Genomic DNA, 23879 nt, shown 5'->3' with positions numbered 1-23879 from the left:
ATTCACTGGAGAACCACCATGATCAAGTCGCGCGCTGCCGTTGCCTTTGAGGCCAAGAAACCCCTCGAGATCGTTGAAGTCGATGTCGCCATGCCCAAGGCCGGTGAAGTGTTGCTGCGGGTGGTGGCTTCCGGTGTTTGCCATACCGATGCCTACACCCTCTCGGGGGCTGACCCGGAAGGCATCTTTCCGTCGATCCTCGGTCACGAAGGTGGGGCGATTGTCGAGGCGATCGGCGAAGGCGTTACCTCGGTGGCGGTGGGCGACCATGTGATCCCGCTGTACACCCCGGAATGCCGTCAGTGCAAATTCTGCCTGTCGGGCAAAACCAACCTCTGCCAGGCCATTCGAGCGACCCAGGGCAAAGGCCTGATGCCAGATGGCACTTCGCGTTTTTCCTACAAGGGTGAAACGATTTTCCACTACATGGGCACTTCGACGTTCTCCGAGTACACCGTGTTGCCGGAAATTTCCGTGGCCAAGATCGCTAAAGAAGCGCCACTGGAAAAAGTCTGCCTGCTCGGTTGCGGTGTCACCACCGGCATCGGCGCAGTCCTCAACACCGCCAAGGTGAAACCCGGTGATACCGTGGCCATTTTCGGCCTCGGCGGCATCGGTCTGTCGGCCGTCATCGGCGCGGTCAAAGCCAAGGCCGGTCGTATCATTGCCATCGATATCAACCCGGCCAAATTCGAGATCGCCAAGCAGCTGGGTGCAACCGATTGCGTGAACCCGAAAGATTTCGACCGTCCGATCCAGGAAGTCATCGTCGACATGACCGATGGCGGCGTCGATTTCTCCTTCGAGTGCATCGGCAACGTGCAATTGATGCGTGCCGCCCTTGAGTGCTGCCACAAAGGTTGGGGCGAATCGGTGATCATCGGCGTCGCCGGTGCCGGCCAGGAAATATCCACCCGTCCGTTCCAGCTGGTCACCGGTCGCGTCTGGCGCGGTTCGGCGTTCGGCGGAGTGCGTGGCCGTACCGAATTGCCAAGCTACGTGGAAATGGCCGAAACCGGTGAGATCCCGCTGGATACCTTCATCACCCACACCATGGGCCTGGAAGATATCAACAAGGCTTTCGACCTGATGCATGAAGGAAAAAGCATCCGCTCCGTCATCCATTTCTGAGGTCCGCCATGAGCCTGGAAAATATCTCCTGCCAGAAAAGCTTCGGCGGCTGGCACAAGCGTTATCGCCATCGCTCGGAAACGCTCGGCTGCGACATGGTTTTCGCGGTGTACCTGCCACCGCAAGCGGAGCAGGGCGGCAAATTGCCGGTGCTGTACTGGCTGTCCGGCCTGACCTGCACCGACGAGAACTTCATGCAGAAGGCCGGCGCCATGCGCATGGCCGCCGAGCTCGGGCTGATCATCGTCGCGCCGGACACCAGTCCCCGTGGCCCCGACGTACCGGGCGATCCGGACGGCGCCTGGGACTTTGGTCTCGGGGCCGGGTTCTACCTGAACGCCACCCAGGAACCCTGGTCGCGGCACTATCGGATGCATGACTATGTCGTGCAGGAATTGCCTGCATTGGTCGAGGCGCATTTCCCGGCGTCGGACAAGCGCGGCATCAGCGGCCACTCCATGGGTGGCCACGGTGCGCTGGTCTGTGCCTTGCGCAATCCGGGGCGTTATCGGTCGGTGTCGGCGTTCTCGCCAATCAACAATCCGATGGACTGCCCTTGGGGTCAAAAGGCTTTCTCCCGTTACCTGGGTGAAGACCGTTCGAAATGGCGCGAGTGGGATGCCTGCGCATTGATTGCCGAGGCCGATGAAAAGCTGCCGCTGCTGGTCGACCAAGGTGATCGCGACGATTTCCTGGCCACCCAGCTCAAGCCTGAAGCCTTGCAACAGGCGACCAGACTGGCCGGCCATCCGCTGACGTTGCGTCTGCAACCGGGCTACGACCACAGCTATTTCTTCATCGCCAGTTTCATCGAAGATCACTTGCGGCATCACGCGCATGCTCTAGCAGGCCAATAGCAGGTAGAATCACGCCCTGACAAAATTCGGGGCGTTTTTTTATGCGTATTGGCCACGGCTATGATGTGCACCGTTTCGCTGAAGGCGATTTCATCACTCTGGGCGGCGTGCGCATTGCACACGGCTTCGGGCTGCTCGCTCACTCCGATGGTGACGTCCTGCTGCATGCCTTGAGCGATGCATTGCTCGGCGCTGCTGCGCTGGGTGACATCGGCAAGCATTTCCCGGACACCGACCCGCAATTCAAGGGCGCCGACAGCCGCGTGCTGTTGCGTCATGTCGTCGAATTGATCCACGCCAAAGGCTGGAAAGTCGGTAACGTCGACAACACCATCGTTGCCCAGGCGCCGAAAATGGCCCCCCATATCGAATCGATGCGCGCGCTGATTGCCGCGGATCTTCAAGTTGAATTGGATCAAGTGAACGTGAAAGCCACCACCACCGAAAAGCTCGGCTTTGTCGGTCGCGAAGAAGGCATTGCCGTGCATTCCGTTGCCTTGTTGCTGCGCGCATGAACGAACTGCAATTACTCGGCCCGCGGGCCTACGGTGAAGCACTCGGTACCGCCGTACTGAAAGCCATCGCGGAAGATTTCCAAGTCGACGAAGTCCTTGATATTCCCTTGAGCGGCGACGGCGAACACCTGTGGATCTGGGTGGAAAAGCGCGGTCTGAATACCGAAGAGGCGGCACGCCGAATCGCCAAGGCGGCGGGTGTGTCATTGCGTACTGTCAGCTATGCCGGGCTCAAGGATCGCCAGGCGCTGACGCGCCAGTGGTTCAGCGTGCAATTGCCGGGCAAGGCTGATCCGGATCTGTCGGCGGCAGAAAACGATACGCTGAAAATCCTCAAGACCAGCCGCCACAAGCGCAAGCTGCAACGCGGTGCCCATTCGGCCAACGGCTTCACATTGCGTCTGACGCAATTCACTGGCGACAAGGCGGCGATCGAAGAACGCCTGCAACTGATCGCCAGGCAAGGCATCCCCAATTATTTCGGCGTCCAGCGTTTCGGGCACGACGGTGGCAACGTCGTCGACGCCCGCACCTGGGCCGCGCGCAAGGCCTTGCCGGAGCAACGCAACGTGCGTTCGCGCCTGCTGTCGACCGCCCGCAGTTTCCTGTTCAACCAGGTGTTGGCCGCGCGTGTCGCTGACGGCACCTGGCAGCGTGCTCAGGTCGGCGATCTGCTGGCGTTCACCGACAGCCGCAGCTTTTTCCCGGCCGGCGAAGCCGAGTGCAGCGACCCGCGACTGGCGATTCTTGATCTGCACCCGACGGGTCCGCAGTGGGGCGAAGGTGACTCGCCGGCCACGGGCGCTGTCCATGAACTGGAGCAGGCGATCGCCGCTCGCGAAGCAGACCTTCGCGATTGGTTGATCAACGCCGGAATGAGCCACGAACGTCGCATCCTGCGGCTGCCCATTGCCGGGTTGACGTGGCATTATCCCGAGCCTGACATTCTGCAACTGGAATTCGTCCTGCCGGCCGGATGCTTCGCCACCGTATTGGTGCGCGAGCTTGTTGATCTGGTGCCGGTGGGGCAGACGGACAGCCCATGCGTATTCTGATTTCTAATGACGACGGGGTAACCGCACCCGGACTCGCCGCGCTTTATGCTGCGCTGGCGGATTACACCGAGTGCGTGGTCATTGCCCCGGACCAGGACAAAAGCGGCGCGAGCAGTTCGCTTACGCTCGACCGTCCGTTACACCCTCATACGCTGGCCAACGGCTTTATCAGCGTGAATGGCACGCCAACCGACTGCGTGCACCTGGGCCTCAATGGCCTGCTGGAGCGTGAAGCGGACATGGTCGTGTCCGGCATCAACCTGGGCGCCAACCTGGGGGACGACGTGCTGTATTCGGGTACCGTGGCGGCGGCGCTCGAAGGTCGGTTCCTGGCGCGTCCTGCGTTTGCCTTTTCGCTGGTCTCGCGACAAGTCGACAACCTGGCCACGGCGGCCTACTTTGCGCGCAAACTGGTCGAGGCCCATGCGGATCTCGAACTGCCACCGCGTACGGTACTGAACGTGAACATTCCCAATTTGCCGCTGGAGCACATCCGCGGCATCCAGTTGACCCGCCTCGGCCATCGCGCCCGCGCGGCGGCCCCTGTGCAGGTGGTCGACCCGCGTGGCAAGTCCGGGTACTGGATCGCGGCGGCGGGCGATGCTGAGGATGGCGGGCCCGGCACGGATTTCCATGCCGTGATGCAGGGCTATGTTTCCATCACTCCGTTGCAACTGGATCGCACCTTCAATGATGCCTTCAGGAGCCTCGACGGTTGGTTGGAGGGGTTGCATCCATGACCCGTGGACAAGACGACATGTTGCACCGCGGCATCGGCATGACCTCGCAGCGTACCCGCGAGCGCCTGATTCAGCGCCTCTACGAGGAGGGGATTTCCAACGCCAAGGTGCTGGAAGTCATCCGTCGTACACCGCGTCACCTGTTCGTAGACGAGGCACTGGCGCACCGGGCCTACGAAGACACCGCGCTCCCCATCGGCAACAACCAGACCATCTCCCAGCCTTACATGGTGGCTCGCATGAGTGAGTTGCTGCTCGAAGCCGGGCCGCTGGACAAGGTCATGGAAATCGGCACCGGGTCGGGTTATCAGACCGCAGTGCTGTCGCAACTGGTCGAGCGGGTTTTTTCCGTGGAGCGTATCAAGGTGCTGCAGGACCGGGCCAAGGAACGCCTGGTCGAGCTGAATCTGCGTAACGTGGTATTTCGCTGGGGCGATGGTTGGGAGGGCTGGCCTGCACTGGCGCCCTACAACGGTATTATCGTGACGGCGGTGGCAACCGACGTACCGCAAGCGCTGCTGGATCAACTCGCGCCAGGGGGGCGCCTGGTGATCCCGGTCGGCGCCGGTGAGGTGCAACAATTAATGCTGATCATTCGGGAAGAACATGGATTCTCCAGGCGCGTCCTGGGGTCGGTGCGCTTCGTCCCGTTACTCAATGGTCCACTGGCCTGAGCATTTATTTAAACGTGCTGAATTCTCTTCGATTGCCTCTGTCTTACAGCGGCGGCGATTGATTAAACGGGTTGTTTTGTCAGGCAGCAAACGTGTGCGCCAAGCCATTTCGCTTCATTAAGGGTAAAGCCGGTACGGCCCGTTATACTTGCGACACTTCGTGCTGTAACACGGCAAAATCACATTTTCAGCCACCACAAAGGGAGCGGCGGGTGAGTCTCACAGTCATAGCGCAGCGTATGGGTACAACGAGCTTTCAGCGCCTGGTGACTGGCCTTGTCATGAGCACCTTGCTGGTTGGTTGCTCCAGTAACAAATCCAGCGACGTCCGCGTTGTCGATCGCAATAATGCTGCCGCCCAGCGGCCGGCCGTGACCACGGGGCAGTACGTCGTTCGACCCAAGGACACCCTGTTTTCCATCGCCTTTCGTTATGGCTGGGACTACAAGGCGTTGGCGGCACGCAACAACATTGCGCCGCCGTACACCATCCATCCAGGTCAGACGATTCGCTTCGATGGGCGCAGCGGTTCAACGCCGACCACAGTGGTCAGCTCGTCCAGTTCCTCGCCTTCATCCTCGAGTAAAACCACGGTCATTCGCCGCTCTGCAGACGGTACGACCACGACCACACCGGTGGTTGTACCGTCCGTCGCCAACAAGCCGGCACCCGCTCCACTCCCTCCAGCGGGCCCAGCCCCGACCGGCTGGGGATGGCCTTCTAATGGCATTTTAATTGGTAAATTCTCTTCAAACGGTAGTTTGAATAAAGGAATTGATATCGCAGGGGATTTGGGACAGCCTGTTTTAGCTGCGTCTGATGGGACGGTGGTATACGCCGGGAGTGGCTTAAGGGGCTACGGCGAATTAGTCATCATCAAACACAGTGAAACCTACGTCAGTGCCTACGGACATAACCGCAGGCTGTTGGTTCGGGAGGGGCAGCAGGTCAAGGTCGGACAGACAATTGCCGAAATGGGGTCAACGGGTACAGACCGGGTGAAACTGCATTTTGAGATTCGCCGCCAAGGTAAACCTGTAGATCCGCTGCAATTCCTGCCACGTCGTTGATCGCTTCCAGCCTGTTCCGTCACGTAGAGGGGACAGGCTCCAGCGTTGCCAAGGATAAAGGCGCCGCTTGAGCTTGAGGTCGAACTCACCAAAGGACTATAACAATGGCTCTCAGTAAAGAAGTGCCGGAGTTTGACATCGACGATGAGGTTCTCCTAATGGAGACCGGCATCGGCACGGATTCGATGTCGAATGATGAAGGGGCGGCTCCACCTTCCGTTCGTGCCAAATCCAAACACTCCGCGACATTGAAGCAACACAAGTACATCGATTACACGCGTGCACTTGATGCCACGCAGCTGTACCTCAATGAAATCGGCTTTTCCCCTCTACTGTCCCCCGAAGAAGAAGTTCATTTTGCGCGCCTGTCGCAAAGTGGTGATCCGGCCGGGCGCAAACGCATGATCGAAAGTAACCTGCGGCTGGTGGTGAAAATCGCCCGACGTTACGTCAATCGGGGGCTGTCGCTACTCGACCTGATCGAAGAGGGCAACCTCGGCTTGATTCGGGCGGTGGAGAAGTTCGACCCTGAACGCGGCTTCCGCTTCTCGACCTACGCAACCTGGTGGATTCGTCAGACCATCGAGCGCGCGATCATGAATCAGACCCGGACCATCCGGTTGCCGATCCATGTGGTCAAGGAGCTCAACGTGTACCTGCGGGCTGCGCGGGAACTGACGCAAAAACTCGATCATGAACCCTCACCCGAAGAGATCGCCAACCTGCTGGAAAAACCGGTAGCAGAGGTCAAGCGCATGCTCGGCCTCAACGAGCGGGTTTCTTCGGTCGACGTCTCGCTGGGTCCGGATTCGGATAAAACCCTGCTGGACACCCTGACCGACGATCGCCCAACCGATCCATGCGAGCTGCTGCAGGATGACGACCTGTCTCAAAGCATCGATCAGTGGCTCTCGGAGTTGACCGACAAGCAACGCGAGGTGGTTGTACGCCGCTTCGGCCTGCGCGGTCACGAGAGCAGCACCCTTGAAGATGTAGGCCTGGAGATTGGCCTGACCCGGGAACGGGTCAGACAGATTCAGGTAGAAGGTCTGAAGCGCCTGCGTGAGATCCTGGAGAAAAACGGGCTGTCGAGCGAGTCGCTGTTTCAATAAGCCATTCGTTAGTGCTCAGTGAAAAGCCCCGACTGGTTCGGGGCTTTTCGTTGTTGGGCGATAGCGCAGCTTTGTAGCTTCACGGTGTAAGTCATCGCTTACTCTTTTCGTAAGTGTTCACTATTTTTACAGGTTGGCAGTCGACCATATTGTTTAGAGGTCAGTCCTATCTATTTGAAAAGCCAGTAAGTTTTTTAATATGAAGGGGATGTGACAAGCCATCCTGGCCGAGGCGGGCGATTGCTCCTGACGCTAAACACTCTAGTATCGGTGATGTGTCTACGGACAGACACACTCCTCATGGACGAGGGGGAAAGGACATCGCAGGAAGCGATTCATCAGGATGTGAAAAAGGAATACAGGGAATAGGGAAAAAGTGGGCGGGTCGAACCGCCCCTTTTTTTGCCTGCAGAAAAGCAAAAAGGCCCTTGTGAGGCCTTTTTCGGGAACGCGGGGATAATCAGCGTTCGAGGTGTTCGATCTTGCCTGGCTTGCCATCCCACTCGGCAGAGTCGGGCAATGGCTCTTTGCGTTCGGTAATGTTCGGCCAGATTTCAGCCAGCTCAACGTTCAGCTGGATGAAGTTTTCCATGCCTGCAGGTATTTCATCTTCGGAGAAGATGGCCACAGCCGGGCATTCAGGTTCGCACAGTGCGCAGTCGATGCACTCATCCGGGTGAATCACCAGGAAATTCGGGCCTTCGTAAAAGCAGTCCACCGGACAGACTTCTACGCAGTCGGTGTACTTGCACTTGATGCAGTTGTCGGTGACGACGAAGGTCATTTCTAATTTTCTCCTCAGGCGCGGCTTGCTGCGCCCCTTCACATAGGGGTCGCAAGGTTTGGGAGCGATAGTCTGCAAGCCAGGCTAATAGCCAGCAGCATCCCAAACCGCGCGAGATTCTAACAGCTTGCAAGCCTGTGCGTTAGACCCGTGTCTTTAGTGTATAGAGCATTTCGAGTGCGCGCCGTGGCGTCATGTTATCCAGATCGAGTCTGGCCAGTTCATCCAGCACCGGGTGTGGCAGGCTGGCGAACAGATCGCTTTGCTGCGGCGCGGCTGGTTTGCCTTTGGTCGGCGCAGGCGCTTCGTGGGGCAGGGCAGTGTCTTCCAGCCGGCTCAAATGCTCACGGGCACGCGTGATCACTTCGTTCGGCACGCCGGCCAACTGCGCAACCGCCAGGCCATAACTCTGGCTGGCTGGCCCTGGCAGTACATGGTGCAGGAACACGATGCGTTCGTTGTGCTCGGTGGCATTGAGATGCACGTTGGCCACCAACGGCTGGGCTTCCGGTAGCACCGTCAGCTCAAAATAGTGGGTGGCGAACAGCGTGTACGCCCGCAGGTGCGCCAGGCGCTCCGCCGCTGCCCAGGCCAGGGACAAGCCGTCGAAGGTGCTGGTGCCGCGCCCGACCTCGTCCATCAGCACCAGGCTGCGTTCGGTGGCGTTGTGCAGGATGTTGGCGGTTTCGCTCATCTCGACCATGAAAGTCGAGCGCCCACCGGCCAAGTCGTCGCTGGAGCCGATCCGGGTGAAAATCCGGTCGACCAGGGACAGCTCGCAGCTGGCGGCCGGGACGAAGCTGCCGATGTGCGCCAGCAGCACGATCAACGCCGTCTGCCGCATGTAGGTGGATTTACCGCCCATGTTCGGACCGGTGATCACCAGCATGCGGGTATTGTCGTCGAGGCTCAGGTCGTTGGCCACGAACGGGGTGGTCAATACCTGTTCAACCACCGGGTGGCGACCCTGGCTGATGCGCATGCACGGCTCGCTGACAAAGCGCGGGCAGTTCAGGTCGAGGTTCAGCGCCCGTTCGGCCAGGTTGCTCAGCACATCAAGCTCGGCCAGCGCGGCCGCCGTGTCCTGCAGCGGTGGCAACTGGGCGATCAAGTCTTCGAGAAGTGCTTCGTACAGCATCTTCTCGCGCGCCAGGGCACGGCTTTTGGCGGACAGTGCCTTGTCTTCAAAGGCCTTCAGTTCCGGCGTAATGAAGCGCTCGGCACCTTTGAGGGTCTGGCGACGAATGTAATCGGCGGGTGCGGATTCGGCCTGCTTGCTCGGCAGTTCGATGAAGTAGCCGTGGATGCGGTTATAGCCGACTTTCAGGTGAGACAGGCCAGTGCGGGCTTTTTCCCGGGCTTCGAGGTCGATCAGGAATTGCCCCGCGTTCTCGCTGAGCGATTGCAGCTCATCGAGCTCGCTGTCGTAACCGGTTTTCAACACGCCGCCGTCACGGATCACCGCAGGCGGGTTGTCGATGATGGCTTTTTCCAGCAATGCCGCCAGCTCCGGATAGGTGCTGGTGGTGGTTGCCAGTTGGTTGAGGTGTGGCGCTTCCAGCTCGGTCATTGCCGCTTGCAGTTGCGGCAGCGCGCCGAGGGCATCCCGCAGGCGAGCGAGGTCTCGTGGGCGGGCGTTACGCAGGCCGATCCGGGCGAGAATGCGCTCGATGTCGCCGATTTCCTTGAGCTGCGGTTGCAGCTTTTCGAAACGGTAGCCGTCCAGCAGGCAAGTGATTGAGGTCTGGCGCGCCAGCAACACGCTCAAGTCACGCAGCGGACGGTTCAGCCAACGGGTCAGCAGGCGGCTGCCCATGGCGGTCTGGCAGCGATCGACCACCGATTGCAAGGTGTTGTCGCGGCCACCGGCCAGGTTGGTGTCCAGTTCCAGGTTGCGGCGGCTCGCACCGTCCAGCACTACCGTATCGTCCAGGCGTTCATGGCGCAGGCTGCGCAAGTGCGGCAGGGCGGTGCGCTGGGTTTCCTTCGCATAGGCCAGCAGGCAGCCGGCTGCGCCGATGGCCAGGGTCAGGTTTTCGCAACCGAACCCTTTCAGGTCCTGGGTAGAGAATTGCTGGCACAGACTCTTCAGCGCCGAATCGCGCTCGAAGTCCCAGGGTGCCCGACGACGAACGCCACGACGCTTCTCGGCCGGCAGATCCTTGGGCCAGTCATCCGGGATCAGCAATTCCACCGGATTGACGCGTTCCAGTTCCGCCAGCAGGTTTTCCCAGCCCTTGATCTCCAGCACGCTGAAGTTGCCGCTGGTGATGTCCAGCACCGCCAGGCCGAACAGGCGCTCATCCCCCAGCACGGCAGCGATCAGGTTGTCCCGGCGCTCATCGAGCAGGGCCTCATCGCTCACCGTGCCCGGGGTGATGATCCGCACCACCTGACGATCCACCGGGCCTTTGCTGGTGGCGGGATCGCCGACCTGCTCGCAGATCACCACGGATTCGCCCAGTTTCACCAACTTCGCCAGGTATCCTTCCGCCGCATGGTAGGGAATACCGCACATCGGGATAGCCTGGCCAGCCGACTGCCCGCGAGCGGTCAGGGTGATGTCGAGGAGCTTGGCGGCCTTCTTCGCGTCTTCATAGAAGATCTCGTAGAAGTCGCCCATGCGGTAGAACATCAATTGGTCAGGGTGCTGGTTCTTCAGGCGCCAGTACTGCTGCATCATCGGCGTGTGCGAGGACAGGTCGGAGAGGGCTTTATTCATCGGATTGCCAGGAAAACTCGTTCAAAAGGTGTGGGGCAAAAGCGGGCATTGGCACGGCTTTTCCGCGATGGGCGCAAGGTTACCATGGGCAGTCTTGTCGACGCAGGCATCCACGGCCGGGTGACGCCTTTATTGATGACTCATGCATGGGTTATGCAAATAAGCATTTGTCGCGGCAAAAAACTTCGAGCAATATGCGCATTATGCAAAAACGCAATGTTTCGACCGTTTTACGAGCGCTGCTCGACCAGCACGGTATCTCCCCCACGGAGCTACACCGTCGTACCGGCGTGCCTCAATCCACGCTCTCGCGCATCCTCGGCGGGAAGATCGTCGATCCTTCGGATAAACACATTTCGAAGATCGCCGATTACTTCGCGGTAAGTACCGATCAACTGCGCGGCCGTGCGGTTATCGCGCCGACGATCAGTGCCCGGCGTGAAGCCGCGCATTCTCAGCTCACCGACATCAGTCTGTGGGACGATGACACCCCCATCGATGACGACGAGGTTTCGGTACCTTTTCTTCGTGAGGTTGAATTGGCTGCAGGATCAGGAAGATTCGTCATCGAAGAGAGCGAGCGCGCCAGCCTGCGCTTTGGCAAGCGCAGCCTGCGTCATAACGGTGTGCAATTCGACCAGGCCAAATGCGTGACGGTACGCGGCAACAGCATGCTGCCCGTGTTACGCGACGGCGCCACGGTGGGGGTCAACGCCGGCAAGCGAGGGATTGGCGATATCGTCGATGGCGACCTGTATGCCATCAACCATAACGGCCAGTTGCGGGTGAAACAGCTGTATCGACTGCCGACAGGGATTCGCCTGCGCAGCTTCAACCGCGAAGAGCACCCCGACGAAGACTATTCCTTCCTGGAGATGCAGGAGGAGCAGATCCTTATCCTCGGCCATGTGTTCTGGTGGGGCATGTACGCTCGTTGATCTTTCGTGTACTTGCCTCGCACCTGCCTGGACTGCATTTCTTGCGTGTTAAAGAATGCATTAGTGCATTGACTGTATATGCATCCATGCATAATCTAGGGCCTGCCCGTTAACATCGCACCCCAAACATCCTGGAGGCCCGGCATGACAAACGAGCAACAATTGTTGTTGGACCTGCCGATCTGGCTTGTCGTCACGCTTGCAGTGGTCAGCGGGGTGTCCGGGGAAATGTGGCGCGCCGACAAGGAGGGCGCCCGTGGCTGGTCGCTGCTGCGACGAGTGGCCCTGCGCTCCGGGGCCTGCATGGTCTGCGGTGTCTCGGCAATGATGCTGCTGTACGCCGCCGGGATGTCGATCTGGGCCGCTGGCGCCTTCGGGTGCCTCACGGCGATAGCCGGGGCCGACATGGCCGTTGGTTTGTACGGGCGCTGGGTGGCCAGGCGCATCGGTATAGAGGACGGGCCGCAGCGCGATTCTCGCTCCGACCAACAGTGAATCGGTGTCACTCTGCTCGCTGGCATGAGCGCGGCGCAGCGCGACACAACACGGCGCAACAATTGCTGGCGAGGCTTGCGCGGGGCAGATCTGTAATCTTGCGATCGGGGCACGGTGTCCAACACGCTGAAGACGGAATTCCACCAACCTCACCTTGCCAGTCTCATGCATCAATCAAAGGAGCGAGCGATGCGCCTCACCGAGCAACAGTTACTCATGATTTTTCCAGTCGCCCGCACTCGGGCGGGCGTGTTCATCCTGGCCCTCAATGACGCCATGGCACGTCGTAATATCAATACTCCGGTGCGCACTGCCGCCTTCCTGGCGCAAATCGGCCACGAGTCGGGGCAGTTGCAGCATGTGCGGGAGTTGGGCAGCGAGAAGTATTTCGAGAAATACGATGCCGGGGTCCTGGCCAGGCGCTTGGGCAATTCCCCTGGCGACGGTCAACGCTACCGGGGCCGTGGTCTGATCCAGGTCACCGGCCGTAGTAATTATCTGCAATGCAGTCGGGCACTGTTTAGTGATGAGCGCTTGTTGCAACATCCCGAACTGTTGGAGCTACCACAGTGGGCCGCTGAGTCCGCCGCCTGGTTCTGGGAGCGAAACGGCCTTAATGAACTGGCCGACGGCGATGAGTTCAACAGTATTACCCGACGGATCAATGGGGGCTTGAACGGGCTGCAGGATCGGTTGCTGCTTTGGGAACGGGCAAAGGCGGTGTTATGCCCGCCTGCAAGCCTGTGAGGCCTGCGTCAGAGCGGTTGCCCGCTCACATTTTGATCGGTCCTGTCACTTGCAAGCGCTACTCGCTCGTGTACGTTAGGCCCCATTCCGCTCGATCAGGAGATGACCGTGAAAGAAATCACTCAGCTGGCCGCTGAACTCGGCAGGCGTCTACAGGTTCTCAATGCCCACGTCACCGCCGCAGAGTCCTGTACGGGCGGCGGTATCAGCGAGGCGATTACCCGGATACCGGGTAGCTCGGCATGGTTCGAGGCCGGTTATGTCACCTATTCCAACCGACAGAAGACGCTTCAGCTGAATGTCCCGACCGAATTGTTTTCAACGGTGGGGGCGGTCAGTCGGGAAGTGGTCGAGGCCATGGTCCGTGGAGCACAGGAAAAGAGCAGTGCACGTTTTGCCGTGGCGGTCAGCGGAGTGGCAGGGCCGGACGGCGGTTCGCCAAACAAGCCGGTGGGCACCGTCTGGTTGGCGTGGGGTGTCGACGAGCAGGTGTTCAGCGAGGTGCAGCACTTTGCCGGTAACCGCGACGAGGTTCGCCGACAAACGGTGAAGGCCGCGCTAGAGGGGCTGCTGCGTCATGCCGCGGGAGAAATCTCAAATCAGGGGTAGGCGATCCGCAAACGCTGTGGAATAATACTGTCTACTTATACAGGTGTTGGCCGTCAGGCCTTATTGATTACGTGAGGACTTTAATGGACGACAACAAGAAGAAAGCCTTGGCTGCGGCCCTGGGTCAGATCGAACGTCAATTCGGCAAGGGTGCCGTAATGCGTATGGGCGATCAGGACCGTCAGGCGATCCCGGCCATCTCCACTGGCTCTCTGGGTCTGGACATCGCTTTGGGCATTGGCGGTCTGCCAAAAGGCCGCATTGTTGAAATCTACGGTCCTGAATCCTCCGGTAAAACCACACTGACATTGTCCGTGATCGCCCAGGCTCAGAAAGCCGGCGCGACCTGCGCATTCGTCGATGCCGAGCACGCCCTGGATCCTGAGTACGCCGGCAAGCTGGGCGTCAACGTCGACGACCTGCTGGTGTCCCAGCCGGACACCGGTGAGCAAGCCCTGGAAATCACCGACATGCTGGTGCGTTCCAATGCGGTTGACGTGATCATCGTCGACTCCGTGGCGGCGCTGGTGCCGAAGGCTGAAATCGAAGGCGAAATGGGTGACATGCACGTGGGCCTGCAAGCCCGCCTGATGTCCCAGGCGCTGCGTAAAATCACCGGCAACATCAAGAACGCCAACTGCCTGGTGATCTTCATCAACCAGATCCGCATGAAGATCGGCGTGATGTTCGGCAGCCCGGAAACCACCACCGGTGGTAACGCGCTGAAGTTCTACGCCTCGGTGCGTCTGGACATCCGTCGTACTGGCGCGGTGAAAGAAGGTGATGAAGTCGTCGGTAGCGAAACCCGCGTCAAGGTTGTCAAGAACAAGGTGGCTTCGCCGTTCCGTCAGGCCGAGTTCCAGATTCTTTACGGCAAGGGCATCTATCTCAATGGCGAGATGATCGACCTGGGTGTTCTTCACGGGTTCGTTGAAAAATCCGGTGCCTGGTATGCCTATAACGGCACCAAGATCGGCCAGGGTAAAGCCAACTCGGCCAAGTACCTGGCGGATAACCCGGATATTGCCGCAACGCTCGAGAAGCAACTGCGTGACAAGTTGTTGTCTCCAGCTTCGGTAGCAGACGCCAAGGCTTCTGCGGTCAAAGAGACTGAAGACGATCTGGCTGACGCTGATATCTGATTGATCCGATGACCGCCGTACTCGATACCCTCGTCGCGGTGCGGCGAACCGCAATGGACCTGCTCGCACGACGCGAGCATGGTCGAGTCGAGCTGACGCGTAAACTGCGTCAGCGCGGCGCTCTCCCCGAAATGATCGAAACAGCACTCGACCGATTGACGGAAGAGGGTTTGTTGTCCGAATCCCGCTATCTTGAAAGTTTTGTTTCCTACCGCGCCCGTTCTGGCTATGGGCCGTTACGCATTCGTGAAGAATTGAGCCAGCGCGGCCTGCAACGTAGCGACATCGAACTCGCCTTGCGTGAGAGCGGCATCGACTGGCAGGAGCAATTGCAAGACACCTGGCGGCGCAAATTTTCCGGGCAATTGCCGATAGACGCCCGTGAGCGTGCCAAGCAAGGCAGGTTCCTGGCGTATCGGGGATACTCCATGGAAATGATCAGCCGCTTGTTCAGCGGTCGAGGGATGGACGATTGACTAAAACGGCTCGCTATTTCAATAGCGGGCCGTTTTTGCCTCACGAAACCTTTAATGACTCTCGAGTATGCTGCTGCACAGTTGACTGGTTTTGCGCCCAGTTTTCCGCCAGGTTGATGTAATCCACCAATTCGCGCAGCCGCCCATGATTACGGGCCGTGAAGGTGAAGGCCAGTCGCGCCAGGTGACTGAACTGTGCTTCGTCGTGCTCCTCGCCGTTGTAGGCATGTTGATGGAATTGATCGCTCAGGCACAGGTCGGCGAATGCCTCCTGCATGTGCTCGAGAGCCTGGTCACTGAGCTTGTGGTTCATGCGAATCACGAACTGATGCTTGAGCCAGCGGCTGGAGTGGTAATTGCTGTAGAACTGGTTGATCTGCTCCACCGCTTCTTCGGCACTGTAGACCAGCTTCACCAGCTTCATGTCGGCGGGCAGGATGTAGCGATTTTCCTCCAGTTGATGGTGGATGAAGTCCAGCGCCCCTTGCCAGAATTTGCCGCCCGGCGCGTCCAGCAGCACCACGGGCACCAATGGGCTTTTACCCGTCTGGATCAGCGTCAGTACTTCCAGCGCTTCGTCCAGGGTGCCGAACCCGCCCGGACACAACACCAGTGCGTCCGCTTCCTTGACGAAGAACAGCTTGCGGGTGAAGAAAAAATGGAAGGGCAGCAGGTTGGTCGTGCCCTGGACGGTCGGGTTGGCATGTTGCTCGAAGGGCAGGGTGATGTTGAATCCCAGACTATTAGCAAGTCCTGCTCCTTCGTGGGCCGCGGCCATGATGCCGCCTCCCGCACCCGTGATGACCATCATGTCCGAGCGCGCCAGGGCGGCGCCCAGTTCTCGGGCGAGGCCATACAAGGGGTGTTCCACTGGCGTGCGAGCGGAGCCGAAAACAGTGACCTTGCGTCGCCCCTTGAATTGCTCCAATACACGGAACGCATGCTCGAGTTCGCGCAGGGTTTGCAGGGTTATCTTGGCATTCCAGCGGTTGTGGTCTTCCTGGGCCATGCGCAGCACGGTCAGGATCATGTCGCGGTAGATCGGAGTGTTCGGGCTATTGGGTGAAACCAGGTTAAGTTGTTCTTCGACCTTGCTGATGAGGTCGTGGCCGCTTTCTTCAAAATGACGGCTCAGGAGGTCATTCGGTTGGTAAGGCATTCAACTTCTCCTTCTGCACAGAGCCATCGGCTTCGACAATTCACCGTCAACGCCACGACACGTCATGTGTCGCTGTCTGCCCAGGCCCATGCCTGGGCGATCCACTTGACCCGATCGGCGATCGAGTCATCCATACCGGCTCTGTCTTTCCCTTGGATGAAAGAAACGTTCGCATAGCGCAAGACCTAACGGGCGGCCCTTTTTCCTGCTCTGACAAATGAACGTGGATACCTGAAATCTAGACCCTCGCGGTTATTCGTGCCTTGATCATTGCGCCGCAAAGTCTTTCCTGGCAACCGTTTATTGACGATTTGCAAGGTGGTTTCACCGCTCGTCAGAACCCGCCCCGGGCACTCTGCACTCTGATTTACTTAGATACAGGTATTACACGACAACTTCGCGTCAAGGGCAGGGCGCAGGGTACAAGCGGTTCAAGGATTTTTTCGCTCATCACGAGTGAAGTGCAGGGAGCTGGCAAGCCATGGCCAGGGTCATTCTGGAGATCGATACGCAACTGTATCGATTGCTGAAGTCATCAGCCGAGATCCATCATCTGAGTCTCGAGGAGGAGTGTTGCCGGCGTCTTATGGACGCGGAGCGGCGCTCACGCTATTTGCAGGCGTTGGTGGCGGAACTGCGCGCCGAGGATGAACAGCGGCGCGCAAAATCTCACTGACTCACTTTTTCTTCTGGGTTGCTTTCGGGCAATCCGATTCCTTATAGCTGGCAGAGCCGACCGCACGGTTGGTCTTTACTTCGGTGAAGTCGTAACGCATGACCGCGCCCTTGGCCATCAGCTTGCGGTAGGACGGGTTGTTGCATACCGACGCGCCAAGCTGGAAGTACACGGCCTTGGGATCGGCGCGCATCTTGTTGGCGTGACTGCTTTGCACGCTCAGATGATTGATCAGCACATTGCCTTCGACCGTGTAGCCCTGATCGAGAATGTCTTCATTGATCGCCCGTGGAGTGCCGACGCTGCTTTGCGCGGCGACGTTTCGCAGCTCTCTGTTCAGATTCTGCTCACTCAAGGACGCAGCCTGAGCGTTGAAGGACGACGCCAGCAGAATGGCAGCGGTGGGAACGATAAAGCGCAGCATGAAACTCTCCTGGGGCAGTGATGGGGGTTTGACCCACCACATGACTGTGCGTTCAGTGGCGGCGAATTATAGGGGAGCAGGCCTGGACGGTACAGGTTTGCACGGGTAGGTCTGGTAAACTGCCTGCTCTTTCTCCCTGCGAGTGTTTTTCGTGTCGATCTCTTTTTCCTGCCGGCGTGGCTTGCAATGAACTATGCCCCCAACGCCGTTGCCCGTCTGCGCGACCAGCGCGAAGAGGAAGGCATCAAGCCGATCCAGGCCCGTGGCTGGCGGGCGACCCGCTGCCGCGCGTGCCGCGTGATCGAGAGTCACTGCCTGTGCGCCTGGCGCCCGCAGGTCGAGACTCGCTCCGGGGTGTGCTTGATCATGACCGGCAAGGAAGTATTCAAGCCCAGCAACACCGGCTGGCTGATTGCTGATGTGGTGCGTGACAACCATGCCTTCATCTGGTCGCGTACCGAGGTCGATCAACAACTGCTGGCGTTGCTCTGCGACCCGCAATGGCAGCCTTATCTGGTCTTCCCGGGTGAATATGTCGCGCCCGAGCGGGTGACTCACAGCGTGGCAGTCGATCACACCCGGCGCCCGCTATTCATTTTACTGGACGCGACCTGGACAGAAGCCCGGAAGATTTTCCGCAAAAGCCCCTATTTCGACGCGCTCCCGATTCTCAGCCTGTTGCCCGAGAAGCTCTCCCGTTATCAGCTGCGCCGCTCTACTCGCAGCGAACACCTGTGCACCGCGGAAGTCGCGGCATTGTGTCTTGATCTGGCGGGCGATGTAGAGGCGGCGTCGGCACTCGACGCTTATTTCGATGTGTTCAGCCAGCATTACCTCGATGCCAAGCGTCAGCTGGAAATGAATGTTTCGACGCCGGCGCACACCGAGTTGCTGGCCTATGTTCAGCCAGCCGGGGTATTGATGGACTGATTGTCGCCAATGCTGCAATAAAGTGTGCCGGCCATGTCGCTTGACCACCCCGGTTTCGCTGGGCATGCTTGGCGCCGATTAGGGTGCGGCCAGAGTTTGAAACGCCGTTTTTTGCGTTGAACGTGCCCTGTTGGTGCAGCTCTGTGGCTGTTACCTTGAGTTGTTTTGGTGAGTCCCGAATGCATCGGGCATCCCATGAAAAACAGGATCATTTGAAAAATGGCCACATACGAAATCCTGATTGCCGATGACCATCCGCTTTTTCGTTCCGCCCTGCATCAAGCGCTGACCCTGGGCCTGGGCCCGGATGTGCGCCTGGTAGAAGTGGCGAGCATTGCCGAACTGGAGACCCGCCTGACCGAAAAGGCAGACTGGGACCTGGTGCTGCTGGATCTGAACATGCCGGGTGCGTACGGTTTTTCCGGGTTGGTGCTGTTGCGCGGCCAGTATCCGCAAATTCCTGTGGTCATGGTTTCGGCCCAGGAAGAAGCGACGATCATGGTGAAATCCCGCGAATTTGGTGCAAGCGGTTTCATACCCAAGTCCAGCGACCTGAGCGTTATCCAGAAAGCGGTGCGCGCGGTGCTCGATGGCGATGTGTTCTGGCCACCGCAGGCGTTCGAAGCCGTCAGCGTTTCCGATGAAGCCAAGGCGGCCAGTGAAGGCCTTGCCAGCTTGACTCCGCAACAGTTCCGGGTGCTGACCATGGTCTGCGAAGGGTTACTGAACAAGCAGATTGCCTACGAGCTGAGCGTTTCCGAAGCGACCATCAAGGCTCACGTAACCGCGATTTTTCGTAAGCTGAATGTGCGCACCCGCACCCAGGCGGCGCTGCTGCTGCAACAACTTGAGTCAATTTCAAGCCATTAAGCGCTGGCATCTTCACGCTTTTTTGACTTTGGTTGATCTAGCTTTCTCACTCCTTTTTTGGTCAGTTCCTACTCTATGTCACCTTTCAAAGGCCAGACCGGCCTGAAACGTATCCTCAATGCCTCCGGTTACTCGCTGGACGGCCTGCGTGCAGCTTTCACCGGTGAAGCCGCTTTTCGGCAACTGGTGTTGCTCAACGTCATTTTGATCCCGCTGTCGTTCTTCTTGAACGTGAGTCGTGTCGAGCAGGCGTTGCTGATTGCGGTCTGCCTGCTGGCGCTGATCGTCGAGTTGCTCAATTCTGCCGTGGAAGCGGCCATCGATCGCATTTCCCTGGAATTGCACCCGTTGTCGAAAAACGCCAAGGACATGGGCAGCGCCGCCCAATTTGTGGCCTTGACCATGATCGCGCTGGTTTGGGCGGTGATCCTGCTTTAAGCGATCGCTGGCAGGACGATCTCGTCGCTGCGTTGCACCCCGGCGGTGAACGCGCGGCACAGGTCGAGGAATTCACGCATCGCCGAGGTCTGGTACTTCTGCTTGTGCCAGATGAAATAGAACTGTCGCGCCAGGTCCAGGTCCGGAGTTTCCACCGCGACCAGGCTGCCGCGACGGAAAGCATCCCGCAACGCCAGTCGCGAAATGCAGCCTATCCCCAGGCCGGATTCCACGGCGCGCTTGATGGCTTCGGTGTGTTCCAGTTCGAGGCGGATATTGAGCGCACTACGGTGATGGCGCATAGCCTGGTCGAACGTCAGGCGCGTGCCTGAGCCTTGTTCGCGCAAGATCCAGGCTTCGTGGCTCAACTCCTCCATGCTCGCGGTACCGCGTTTGGCCAGCGGGTGCTGCGGCGCGCAAAAGACCACCAGCTCATCTTCGACCCAGCTTTGCACTTCGATGTCCGGGTGGCTGCAATCGCCTTCGATCAGACCCAGGTCAATTTCGTAGTGGGCAACCTGTTGCACAATATTGGCGGTGTTCTGCACGTGCAGCTTTACCTGGCTTTCCGGGTGGCGCTGCATGAAGCCGCCGATCAACAGGGTCGCGAGGTAATTGCCGATGGTCAGGGTTGCGCCCACCGCCAATGAGCCGAAACCGGATTTGCCATTGAGCAGGTCTTCGATCTCCTTGGCCTGGTCGAGCAAGGCCACCGCCTGGGGCAGTAGCTGTTTACCCAGGGCGTTGAGGCTCAGCCGCTTGCCGGCGCGATCGAACAGCTGGCAGCTGCACTGGCGCTCCAGTTCGGTGATTGATGTGCTCGCCGCCGACTGCGAGAGGTTAAGCAGGCCCGCAGCACGGGAAACGCTTTCCTGCTGGGCGACGGCAACGAACACTTGAAGCTGACGGAGAGTAAATCGCATATCGATATAACCGATAACCCTTATCTTAATAATCCAGTTAACAGATATTGTCGGCGCTATTAGAATGCGATGCAATTGCGCACCGCCGGTCTCTTCCAGAAAGAGCAAGCGCAGACCCAATCTCCAGGAGTCCCCGTACATGAGCAACATGAACCACGAGCGTGTCCTCAGTGTTCATCACTGGAACGACACTCTGTTCAGCTTCAAGTGCACCCGTGATCCGGGCCTGCGCTTCGAGAACGGTCAGTTCGTGATGATCGGCCTGCAACAGCCCAACGGCCGCCCGCTTATGCGCGCTTACTCGATTGCCAGCCCGAACTGGGAAGAGCATCTCGAGTTCTTCAGCATCAAGGTGCCTGATGGTCCGCTGACTTCCCAGCTGCAGCATCTGAAGGAAGGCGACGAGATCATCATCAGCAAGAAGCCTACCGGCACGCTGGTGCTGGATGACTTGAAGCCTGGCAAACATCTGTACCTGCTCAGTACCGGTACCGGCCTGGCGCCGTTCATGAGCGTCATCCAGGACCCGGAAACCTACGAGCGTTTCGAAAAAGTGATCCTGTGCCACGGCGTGCGTTACGTCAATGAAGTCGCCTACCGCGAGTTCATCACCGAGCACTTGCCGCAGAACGAGTTCTTCGGCGACGCCCTGCGTGACAAGTTGATCTACTACCCGACCGTGACCCGCGAGCCGTTCGAGAACGAAGGTCGCCTGACCGACCTGATGCGCAGCGGCAAGCTGTTCAGCGACATCGGCCTGCCACCGATCAACCCGCAGGACGACCGCGCCATGCTGTGCGGTAGCCCGAGCATGCTCGACGAGACCAGCGAAGTGCTGAACAGCTTCGGCCTGAAGGTTTCGCCGCGGATGCGCGAACCGGGTGATTACCTGATCGAGCGTGCGTTCGTCGAGAAATAAGCACCAGTAACTGCTTTTGTTTTACCTGTGGGAGCGAGCCTGCTCGCGATGGGGGAGTGTCAGTCGACATCAATGTTGGCTGTCACACCGCAATCGCGAGCAGGCTCGCTCCCACAGTCGTTTCTGGTGTTCAGCCCTTTGCGGGAATGACTTCGAGCACGCGGATCTGCTCGGGGCACGGATAATGCCAGCGCACATCCACATCCCAGAATTGCGCACCGTATTCCCGTTCCGGCACAGGCGTCTGGTACGCCGGGCGCGGATCTTGCGCCAGGCATTGCTCGATCAGTTCAACCAATGGCTCTTCAAGGCGCTGGGCATGCCCGTGAGCCTGTTGCAGGGCCGACTTCGTCCACTGTACTGGAATCAGTTGTGGCGCGGCGCTGGCGATGCTGTTGGTGGCTGTGTCGATGATGTCGGCGTAAGGCACGTAGGGTTTGATATCGAGGATCGGTGTACCGTCCAGCAGGTCGATCCCGGATATCCACAGGCGATCGGCTTCGACCTTGTCCAGTTTGACCACTGACTGGCCAATGCCGTTAGGTCGGTGGGTGGCGCGGGTGGCGAACACGCCCATGGATTTGTTGCCGCCAAGGCGCGGAGGGCGGACTTTGAGCCGTGGTTTTTCCTCCAGGGCCTGGTGGAACAGGAACAGCAGCCACACGTGGCTGACCTGCTCCAGGCCCTGCACTGCATCCCCTTGATCGAACGGTGCCACCAGTTCCAGTACGCCACGGGCGGCCGGGGCCAGTTGCGGTTGGCGCGGAATGGCGAACTTCTCCTTGAAGCAGGAGTGTACGAAGCCGATGGGGGAAACGCTGTAGGTCATGGTTTGGGGTCGAGGCAGAATTAAGGCGCGCATGATAACCCGTTCGACCAGCATTCAGTTGTGCCTGTGCCGGCCCCTTCGCGAGCAAGCCCGCTCCCACATTTGATATAGGGTACACAGGAGATCAGTGTGGGAGCGGGCTTGCTCGCGAAGGCCGTAACGCCGATTTCAGAGGCTAAACCCACCGTCCAGCGGAATGATGTTCCCGGTCATGTACGCCCCAGCCGTACTCGCCAGGCTGATCGCCAGCGCCGCCATTTCTTCCTCGCGTCCCCAGCGCTTCATCGGGATCAGCGCGGTGTCCTGCGCCAATGCCTGCTCGTCATGGCCGATGTGCTGGGTCATCTTGCTCGGGAAGCGCCCCGGGGCGATCACGTTGACGTTGATGTGCTGGCTCACCAGTTCCCGCGCCAGAATCCGCGACAGTTGATGCAAGGCTGCTTTGCTCGGTCCGTAGGCATACGCCTGTTCGCCGAAGGATGAAATCCCGGCGACTGAACCGATATTGATGATACGTGCCGGGTTCGCGGGCGAACCGGCCTTGCGTAACAGCGGCAGAAATTGCTGGATGCAGTTGAATACGGAAGTCACATTCAGCTGCATGACCTTTTCCCAGCCCTTGATCGGGTAGCTTTCCAATGGCGCCCCCCACGTGGTGCCGGCGTTGTTTACCAGAATATCGAGGTGGGTCATCTGCTCGCCCAGGCGCGTGGCCAGTTGCTGCACGCCTTCTTCAGTCGCCAGGTTGGCGGCCACGGCGTGACAGCGTCCGAGCGCGCCGAGCTCATCGGCGGTTTGCCGGCAGGCTTCGACATCGCGGGCACAGACGTAAACGGTGGCGCCAGCCTCGACATAGGCCTTGGCGATCATTTTGCCGATGCCGCGGGTTCCGCCGGTCACCAGTGCGGTGCGGCCTTGCAGGGAAAAGTAGGAATGCATGGCGAATCCTGAAGACAGAAGGTCATTACACCCTAGCCGTCAGTCGCAGGAAGCGGAGCCATTATTTTTGCGCGGAATGGGAAGCCATACGGCCGGACGTCGACCCCTGTAGGAGCTGGCTTGCCAGCGAAGGGCCCGAGAGCCTTGCGGCGATCAACCAGCCGCCTTCGCTGGCAAGCCAGCTCCTACATGGGCGATCAGCGTCGAGGTTATTGCGGGCGCACACGCAGGGTCAGGCCCTTGAGGAAGTTGCGCAGCAGCTGGTCGCCACACGGGCGGTAGTTGGTATGGCCAAACTTGCGGAACAGCGCGCTCAACTCAGGTTTGGAGACAGGGAACTCGGCGGCCTTGAGGATCGCGTGCATGTCGTCTTCTTTCAGCTCGAAGGCCACGCGCAGCTTTTTCAGGATGATGTTGTTGGTCACCGGCACTTCGATTGGCTGCGGTGGGCGGTTTTCGTCCTTGCCGCGCTTGAAGATCACCAGGCCGTCGAGGAAATGCGCCATGACTTCGTCCGGGCAGCGTACGAAGCCTTCTTCGTCTTCCTCTTTCTTGTCGAGGTAGGTCAGCAGGTCCGGCAAGGTCACGTCCATGCCGCCGAGCTTGATGATCTCGATGACTTTCTTGTCACTGATGTCGAGCATGTAGCGCACGCTGCGCAGTACGTCGTTATGAATCATGGTGTGCAATCCTGATATTCAGCAG

The 23879-nt window shown here is 59.2% G+C and carries 27 protein-coding genes; 19 read left to right on the top strand and 8 right to left on the bottom strand.

Annotated elements, in window-relative coordinates; translation table 11 throughout:
- Nucleotides 1-18: 18 nt before the first annotated feature.
- The 8 genes from NQL71_RS08670 to rpoS all read left to right on the top strand — a co-directional run bounded on the left by NQL71_RS08670 (nucleotide 19) and on the right by rpoS (nucleotide 7154).
- Entirely contained in the window at nucleotides 19-1131 is a 1113-nt protein-coding gene (locus NQL71_RS08670) for an S-(hydroxymethyl)glutathione dehydrogenase/class III alcohol dehydrogenase (protein WP_046816530.1), read from the top strand.
- An 8-nt stretch (nucleotides 1132-1139) separates the two neighbouring features.
- Nucleotides 1140-1988: an S-formylglutathione hydrolase gene (gene fghA / locus NQL71_RS08665; protein WP_248686059.1), complete on the top strand. Its 849-nt coding sequence runs from the start codon at nucleotides 1140-1142 to the stop codon at nucleotides 1986-1988.
- Nucleotides 1989-2029: 41 nt separating this feature from the next.
- Nucleotides 2030-2503: a 2-C-methyl-D-erythritol 2,4-cyclodiphosphate synthase gene (gene ispF / locus NQL71_RS08660; RefSeq protein WP_077184434.1), complete on the top strand. Its 474-nt coding sequence runs from the start codon at nucleotides 2030-2032 to the stop codon at nucleotides 2501-2503.
- Nucleotides 2500-3558, top strand: coding sequence for a tRNA pseudouridine(13) synthase TruD (gene truD, locus NQL71_RS08655; RefSeq protein ID WP_274642522.1), 1059 nt, complete (start codon nucleotides 2500-2502; stop codon nucleotides 3556-3558). Before ispF ends, truD begins: the two co-directional genes overlap by 4 nt.
- The gene (surE, locus tag NQL71_RS08650) at nucleotides 3546-4298 is read left to right on the top strand and encodes a 5'/3'-nucleotidase SurE (RefSeq protein ID WP_046816534.1); all 753 of its coding nucleotides are present in this window, start codon (nucleotides 3546-3548) and stop codon (nucleotides 4296-4298) included. The genes truD and surE overlap by 13 nt, the downstream gene beginning before the upstream one ends.
- A gap of 38 nt (nucleotides 4299-4336) precedes the next feature.
- Entirely contained in the window at nucleotides 4337-4972 is a 636-nt protein-coding gene (locus NQL71_RS08645) for a protein-L-isoaspartate(D-aspartate) O-methyltransferase (protein WP_166618534.1), read from the top strand.
- Between the two features lie 212 nt (nucleotides 4973-5184).
- Complete coding sequence (locus NQL71_RS08640) at nucleotides 5185-6042, top strand: peptidoglycan DD-metalloendopeptidase family protein (protein WP_077184425.1); 858 nt, start codon at nucleotides 5185-5187, stop codon at nucleotides 6040-6042.
- A 104-nt stretch (nucleotides 6043-6146) separates the two neighbouring features.
- A complete protein-coding gene (gene rpoS, locus NQL71_RS08635; RefSeq protein ID WP_046816537.1) occupies nucleotides 6147-7154 on the top strand; it encodes an RNA polymerase sigma factor RpoS in 1008 nt (335 codons plus the stop codon).
- 460 nt (nucleotides 7155-7614) lie between these two features.
- Here the strand turns inward: rpoS and fdxA are convergent, their stop codons facing one another.
- Nucleotides 7615-7938, bottom strand: coding sequence for a ferredoxin FdxA (gene fdxA / locus NQL71_RS08630; RefSeq protein ID WP_046816538.1), 324 nt, complete (start codon nucleotides 7936-7938; stop codon nucleotides 7615-7617).
- 142 nt (nucleotides 7939-8080) lie between these two features.
- On the bottom strand, nucleotides 8081-10660 hold the full coding sequence (gene mutS / locus NQL71_RS08625) for a DNA mismatch repair protein MutS (RefSeq protein WP_046816539.1): 2580 nt from the start codon (nucleotides 10658-10660) through the stop codon (nucleotides 8081-8083).
- Between the two features lie 203 nt (nucleotides 10661-10863).
- Between mutS and NQL71_RS08620 the strand changes: the two genes are divergently transcribed.
- The 6 genes from NQL71_RS08620 (at nucleotide 10864) to recX (ending at nucleotide 15067) form a co-directional block, all read left to right on the top strand.
- Nucleotides 10864-11598: a LexA family transcriptional regulator gene (locus NQL71_RS08620; protein WP_046816844.1), complete on the top strand. Its 735-nt coding sequence runs from the start codon at nucleotides 10864-10866 to the stop codon at nucleotides 11596-11598.
- Between the two features lie 144 nt (nucleotides 11599-11742).
- Nucleotides 11743-12093 carry a phage holin family protein gene (locus tag NQL71_RS08615; RefSeq protein WP_077184422.1) on the top strand — a complete coding sequence of 117 codons (351 nt, stop codon included), beginning with the start codon at nucleotides 11743-11745 and terminating at the stop codon, nucleotides 12091-12093.
- Nucleotides 12094-12282: 189 nt separating this feature from the next.
- Nucleotides 12283-12840, top strand: a complete 558-nt coding sequence (locus tag NQL71_RS08610) for a glycoside hydrolase family 19 protein (protein WP_046816541.1) — start codon at nucleotides 12283-12285, stop codon at nucleotides 12838-12840.
- 108 nt (nucleotides 12841-12948) lie between these two features.
- A complete protein-coding gene (locus NQL71_RS08605; protein WP_077184530.1) occupies nucleotides 12949-13449 on the top strand; it encodes a CinA family protein in 501 nt (166 codons plus the stop codon).
- A gap of 83 nt (nucleotides 13450-13532) precedes the next feature.
- Entirely contained in the window at nucleotides 13533-14591 is a 1059-nt protein-coding gene (gene recA, locus NQL71_RS08600; protein ID WP_008060630.1) for a recombinase RecA, read from the top strand.
- A gap of 8 nt (nucleotides 14592-14599) precedes the next feature.
- Nucleotides 14600-15067: a recombination regulator RecX gene (gene recX, locus NQL71_RS08595; RefSeq protein ID WP_046816542.1), complete on the top strand. Its 468-nt coding sequence runs from the start codon at nucleotides 14600-14602 to the stop codon at nucleotides 15065-15067.
- A gap of 40 nt (nucleotides 15068-15107) precedes the next feature.
- Here recX and NQL71_RS08590 read toward each other — a convergent pair whose 3' ends face one another.
- On the bottom strand, nucleotides 15108-16226 hold the full coding sequence (locus tag NQL71_RS08590) for an LOG family protein (protein WP_046816543.1): 1119 nt from the start codon (nucleotides 16224-16226) through the stop codon (nucleotides 15108-15110).
- Between the two features lie 481 nt (nucleotides 16227-16707).
- Between NQL71_RS08590 and NQL71_RS08585 the strand changes: the two genes are divergently transcribed.
- Complete coding sequence (locus tag NQL71_RS08585) at nucleotides 16708-16902, top strand: hypothetical protein (protein ID WP_046816544.1); 195 nt, start codon at nucleotides 16708-16710, stop codon at nucleotides 16900-16902.
- 1 nt (nucleotide 16903) lies between these two features.
- Here NQL71_RS08585 and NQL71_RS08580 read toward each other — a convergent pair whose 3' ends face one another.
- On the bottom strand, nucleotides 16904-17326 hold the full coding sequence (locus NQL71_RS08580; protein WP_046816545.1) for a PA3611 family quorum-sensing-regulated virulence factor: 423 nt from the start codon (nucleotides 17324-17326) through the stop codon (nucleotides 16904-16906).
- A 186-nt stretch (nucleotides 17327-17512) separates the two neighbouring features.
- On the opposite strand from NQL71_RS08580, the gene NQL71_RS08575 reads away from it, so the two are divergent.
- The 3 genes from NQL71_RS08575 (at nucleotide 17513) to NQL71_RS08565 (ending at nucleotide 19564) form a co-directional block, all read left to right on the top strand.
- Entirely contained in the window at nucleotides 17513-18256 is a 744-nt protein-coding gene (locus NQL71_RS08575) for a tRNA-uridine aminocarboxypropyltransferase (protein WP_274642521.1), read from the top strand.
- Nucleotides 18257-18475: 219 nt separating this feature from the next.
- A complete protein-coding gene (erdR, locus tag NQL71_RS08570) occupies nucleotides 18476-19126 on the top strand; it encodes a response regulator transcription factor ErdR (protein WP_034149864.1) in 651 nt (216 codons plus the stop codon).
- 75 nt (nucleotides 19127-19201) lie between these two features.
- On the top strand, nucleotides 19202-19564 hold the full coding sequence (locus NQL71_RS08565) for a diacylglycerol kinase (RefSeq protein WP_034149863.1): 363 nt from the start codon (nucleotides 19202-19204) through the stop codon (nucleotides 19562-19564).
- Here the strand turns inward: NQL71_RS08565 and NQL71_RS08560 are convergent.
- On the bottom strand, nucleotides 19561-20487 hold the full coding sequence (locus NQL71_RS08560; RefSeq protein WP_046816547.1) for a LysR family transcriptional regulator: 927 nt from the start codon (nucleotides 20485-20487) through the stop codon (nucleotides 19561-19563). The genes NQL71_RS08565 and NQL71_RS08560 overlap by 4 nt on opposite strands.
- 139 nt (nucleotides 20488-20626) lie before the next feature.
- Here NQL71_RS08560 and fpr point away from each other — a divergent pair, with 139 nt between their 5' ends.
- Nucleotides 20627-21406: a ferredoxin-NADP reductase gene (gene fpr / locus NQL71_RS08555; RefSeq protein WP_008054100.1), complete on the top strand. Its 780-nt coding sequence runs from the start codon at nucleotides 20627-20629 to the stop codon at nucleotides 21404-21406.
- 130 nt (nucleotides 21407-21536) lie between these two features.
- On the opposite strand, the gene tsaA is transcribed toward fpr, so the two are convergent.
- From tsaA to NQL71_RS08540, 3 genes are all read right to left on the bottom strand, one after another.
- Complete coding sequence (gene tsaA / locus NQL71_RS08550) at nucleotides 21537-22235, bottom strand: tRNA (N6-threonylcarbamoyladenosine(37)-N6)-methyltransferase TrmO (RefSeq protein ID WP_077184528.1); 699 nt, start codon at nucleotides 22233-22235, stop codon at nucleotides 21537-21539.
- 168 nt (nucleotides 22236-22403) lie between these two features.
- Nucleotides 22404-23174, bottom strand: coding sequence for an SDR family oxidoreductase (locus NQL71_RS08545; RefSeq protein ID WP_046816548.1), 771 nt, complete (start codon nucleotides 23172-23174; stop codon nucleotides 22404-22406).
- 209 nt (nucleotides 23175-23383) lie between these two features.
- A complete protein-coding gene (locus NQL71_RS08540) occupies nucleotides 23384-23854 on the bottom strand; it encodes a YehS family protein (RefSeq protein ID WP_166618510.1) in 471 nt (156 codons plus the stop codon).
- Nucleotides 23855-23879 lie beyond the last annotated feature (25 nt).

Source organism: Pseudomonas serbica (assembly GCF_028823535.1).
Classification (GTDB): Bacteria; Pseudomonadota; Gammaproteobacteria; order Pseudomonadales; family Pseudomonadaceae; genus Aquipseudomonas; species Aquipseudomonas serbica.
Note: the sequence above shows the minus strand (reverse complement) of the source record. Positions and strands in the feature narration are given on the sequence as shown.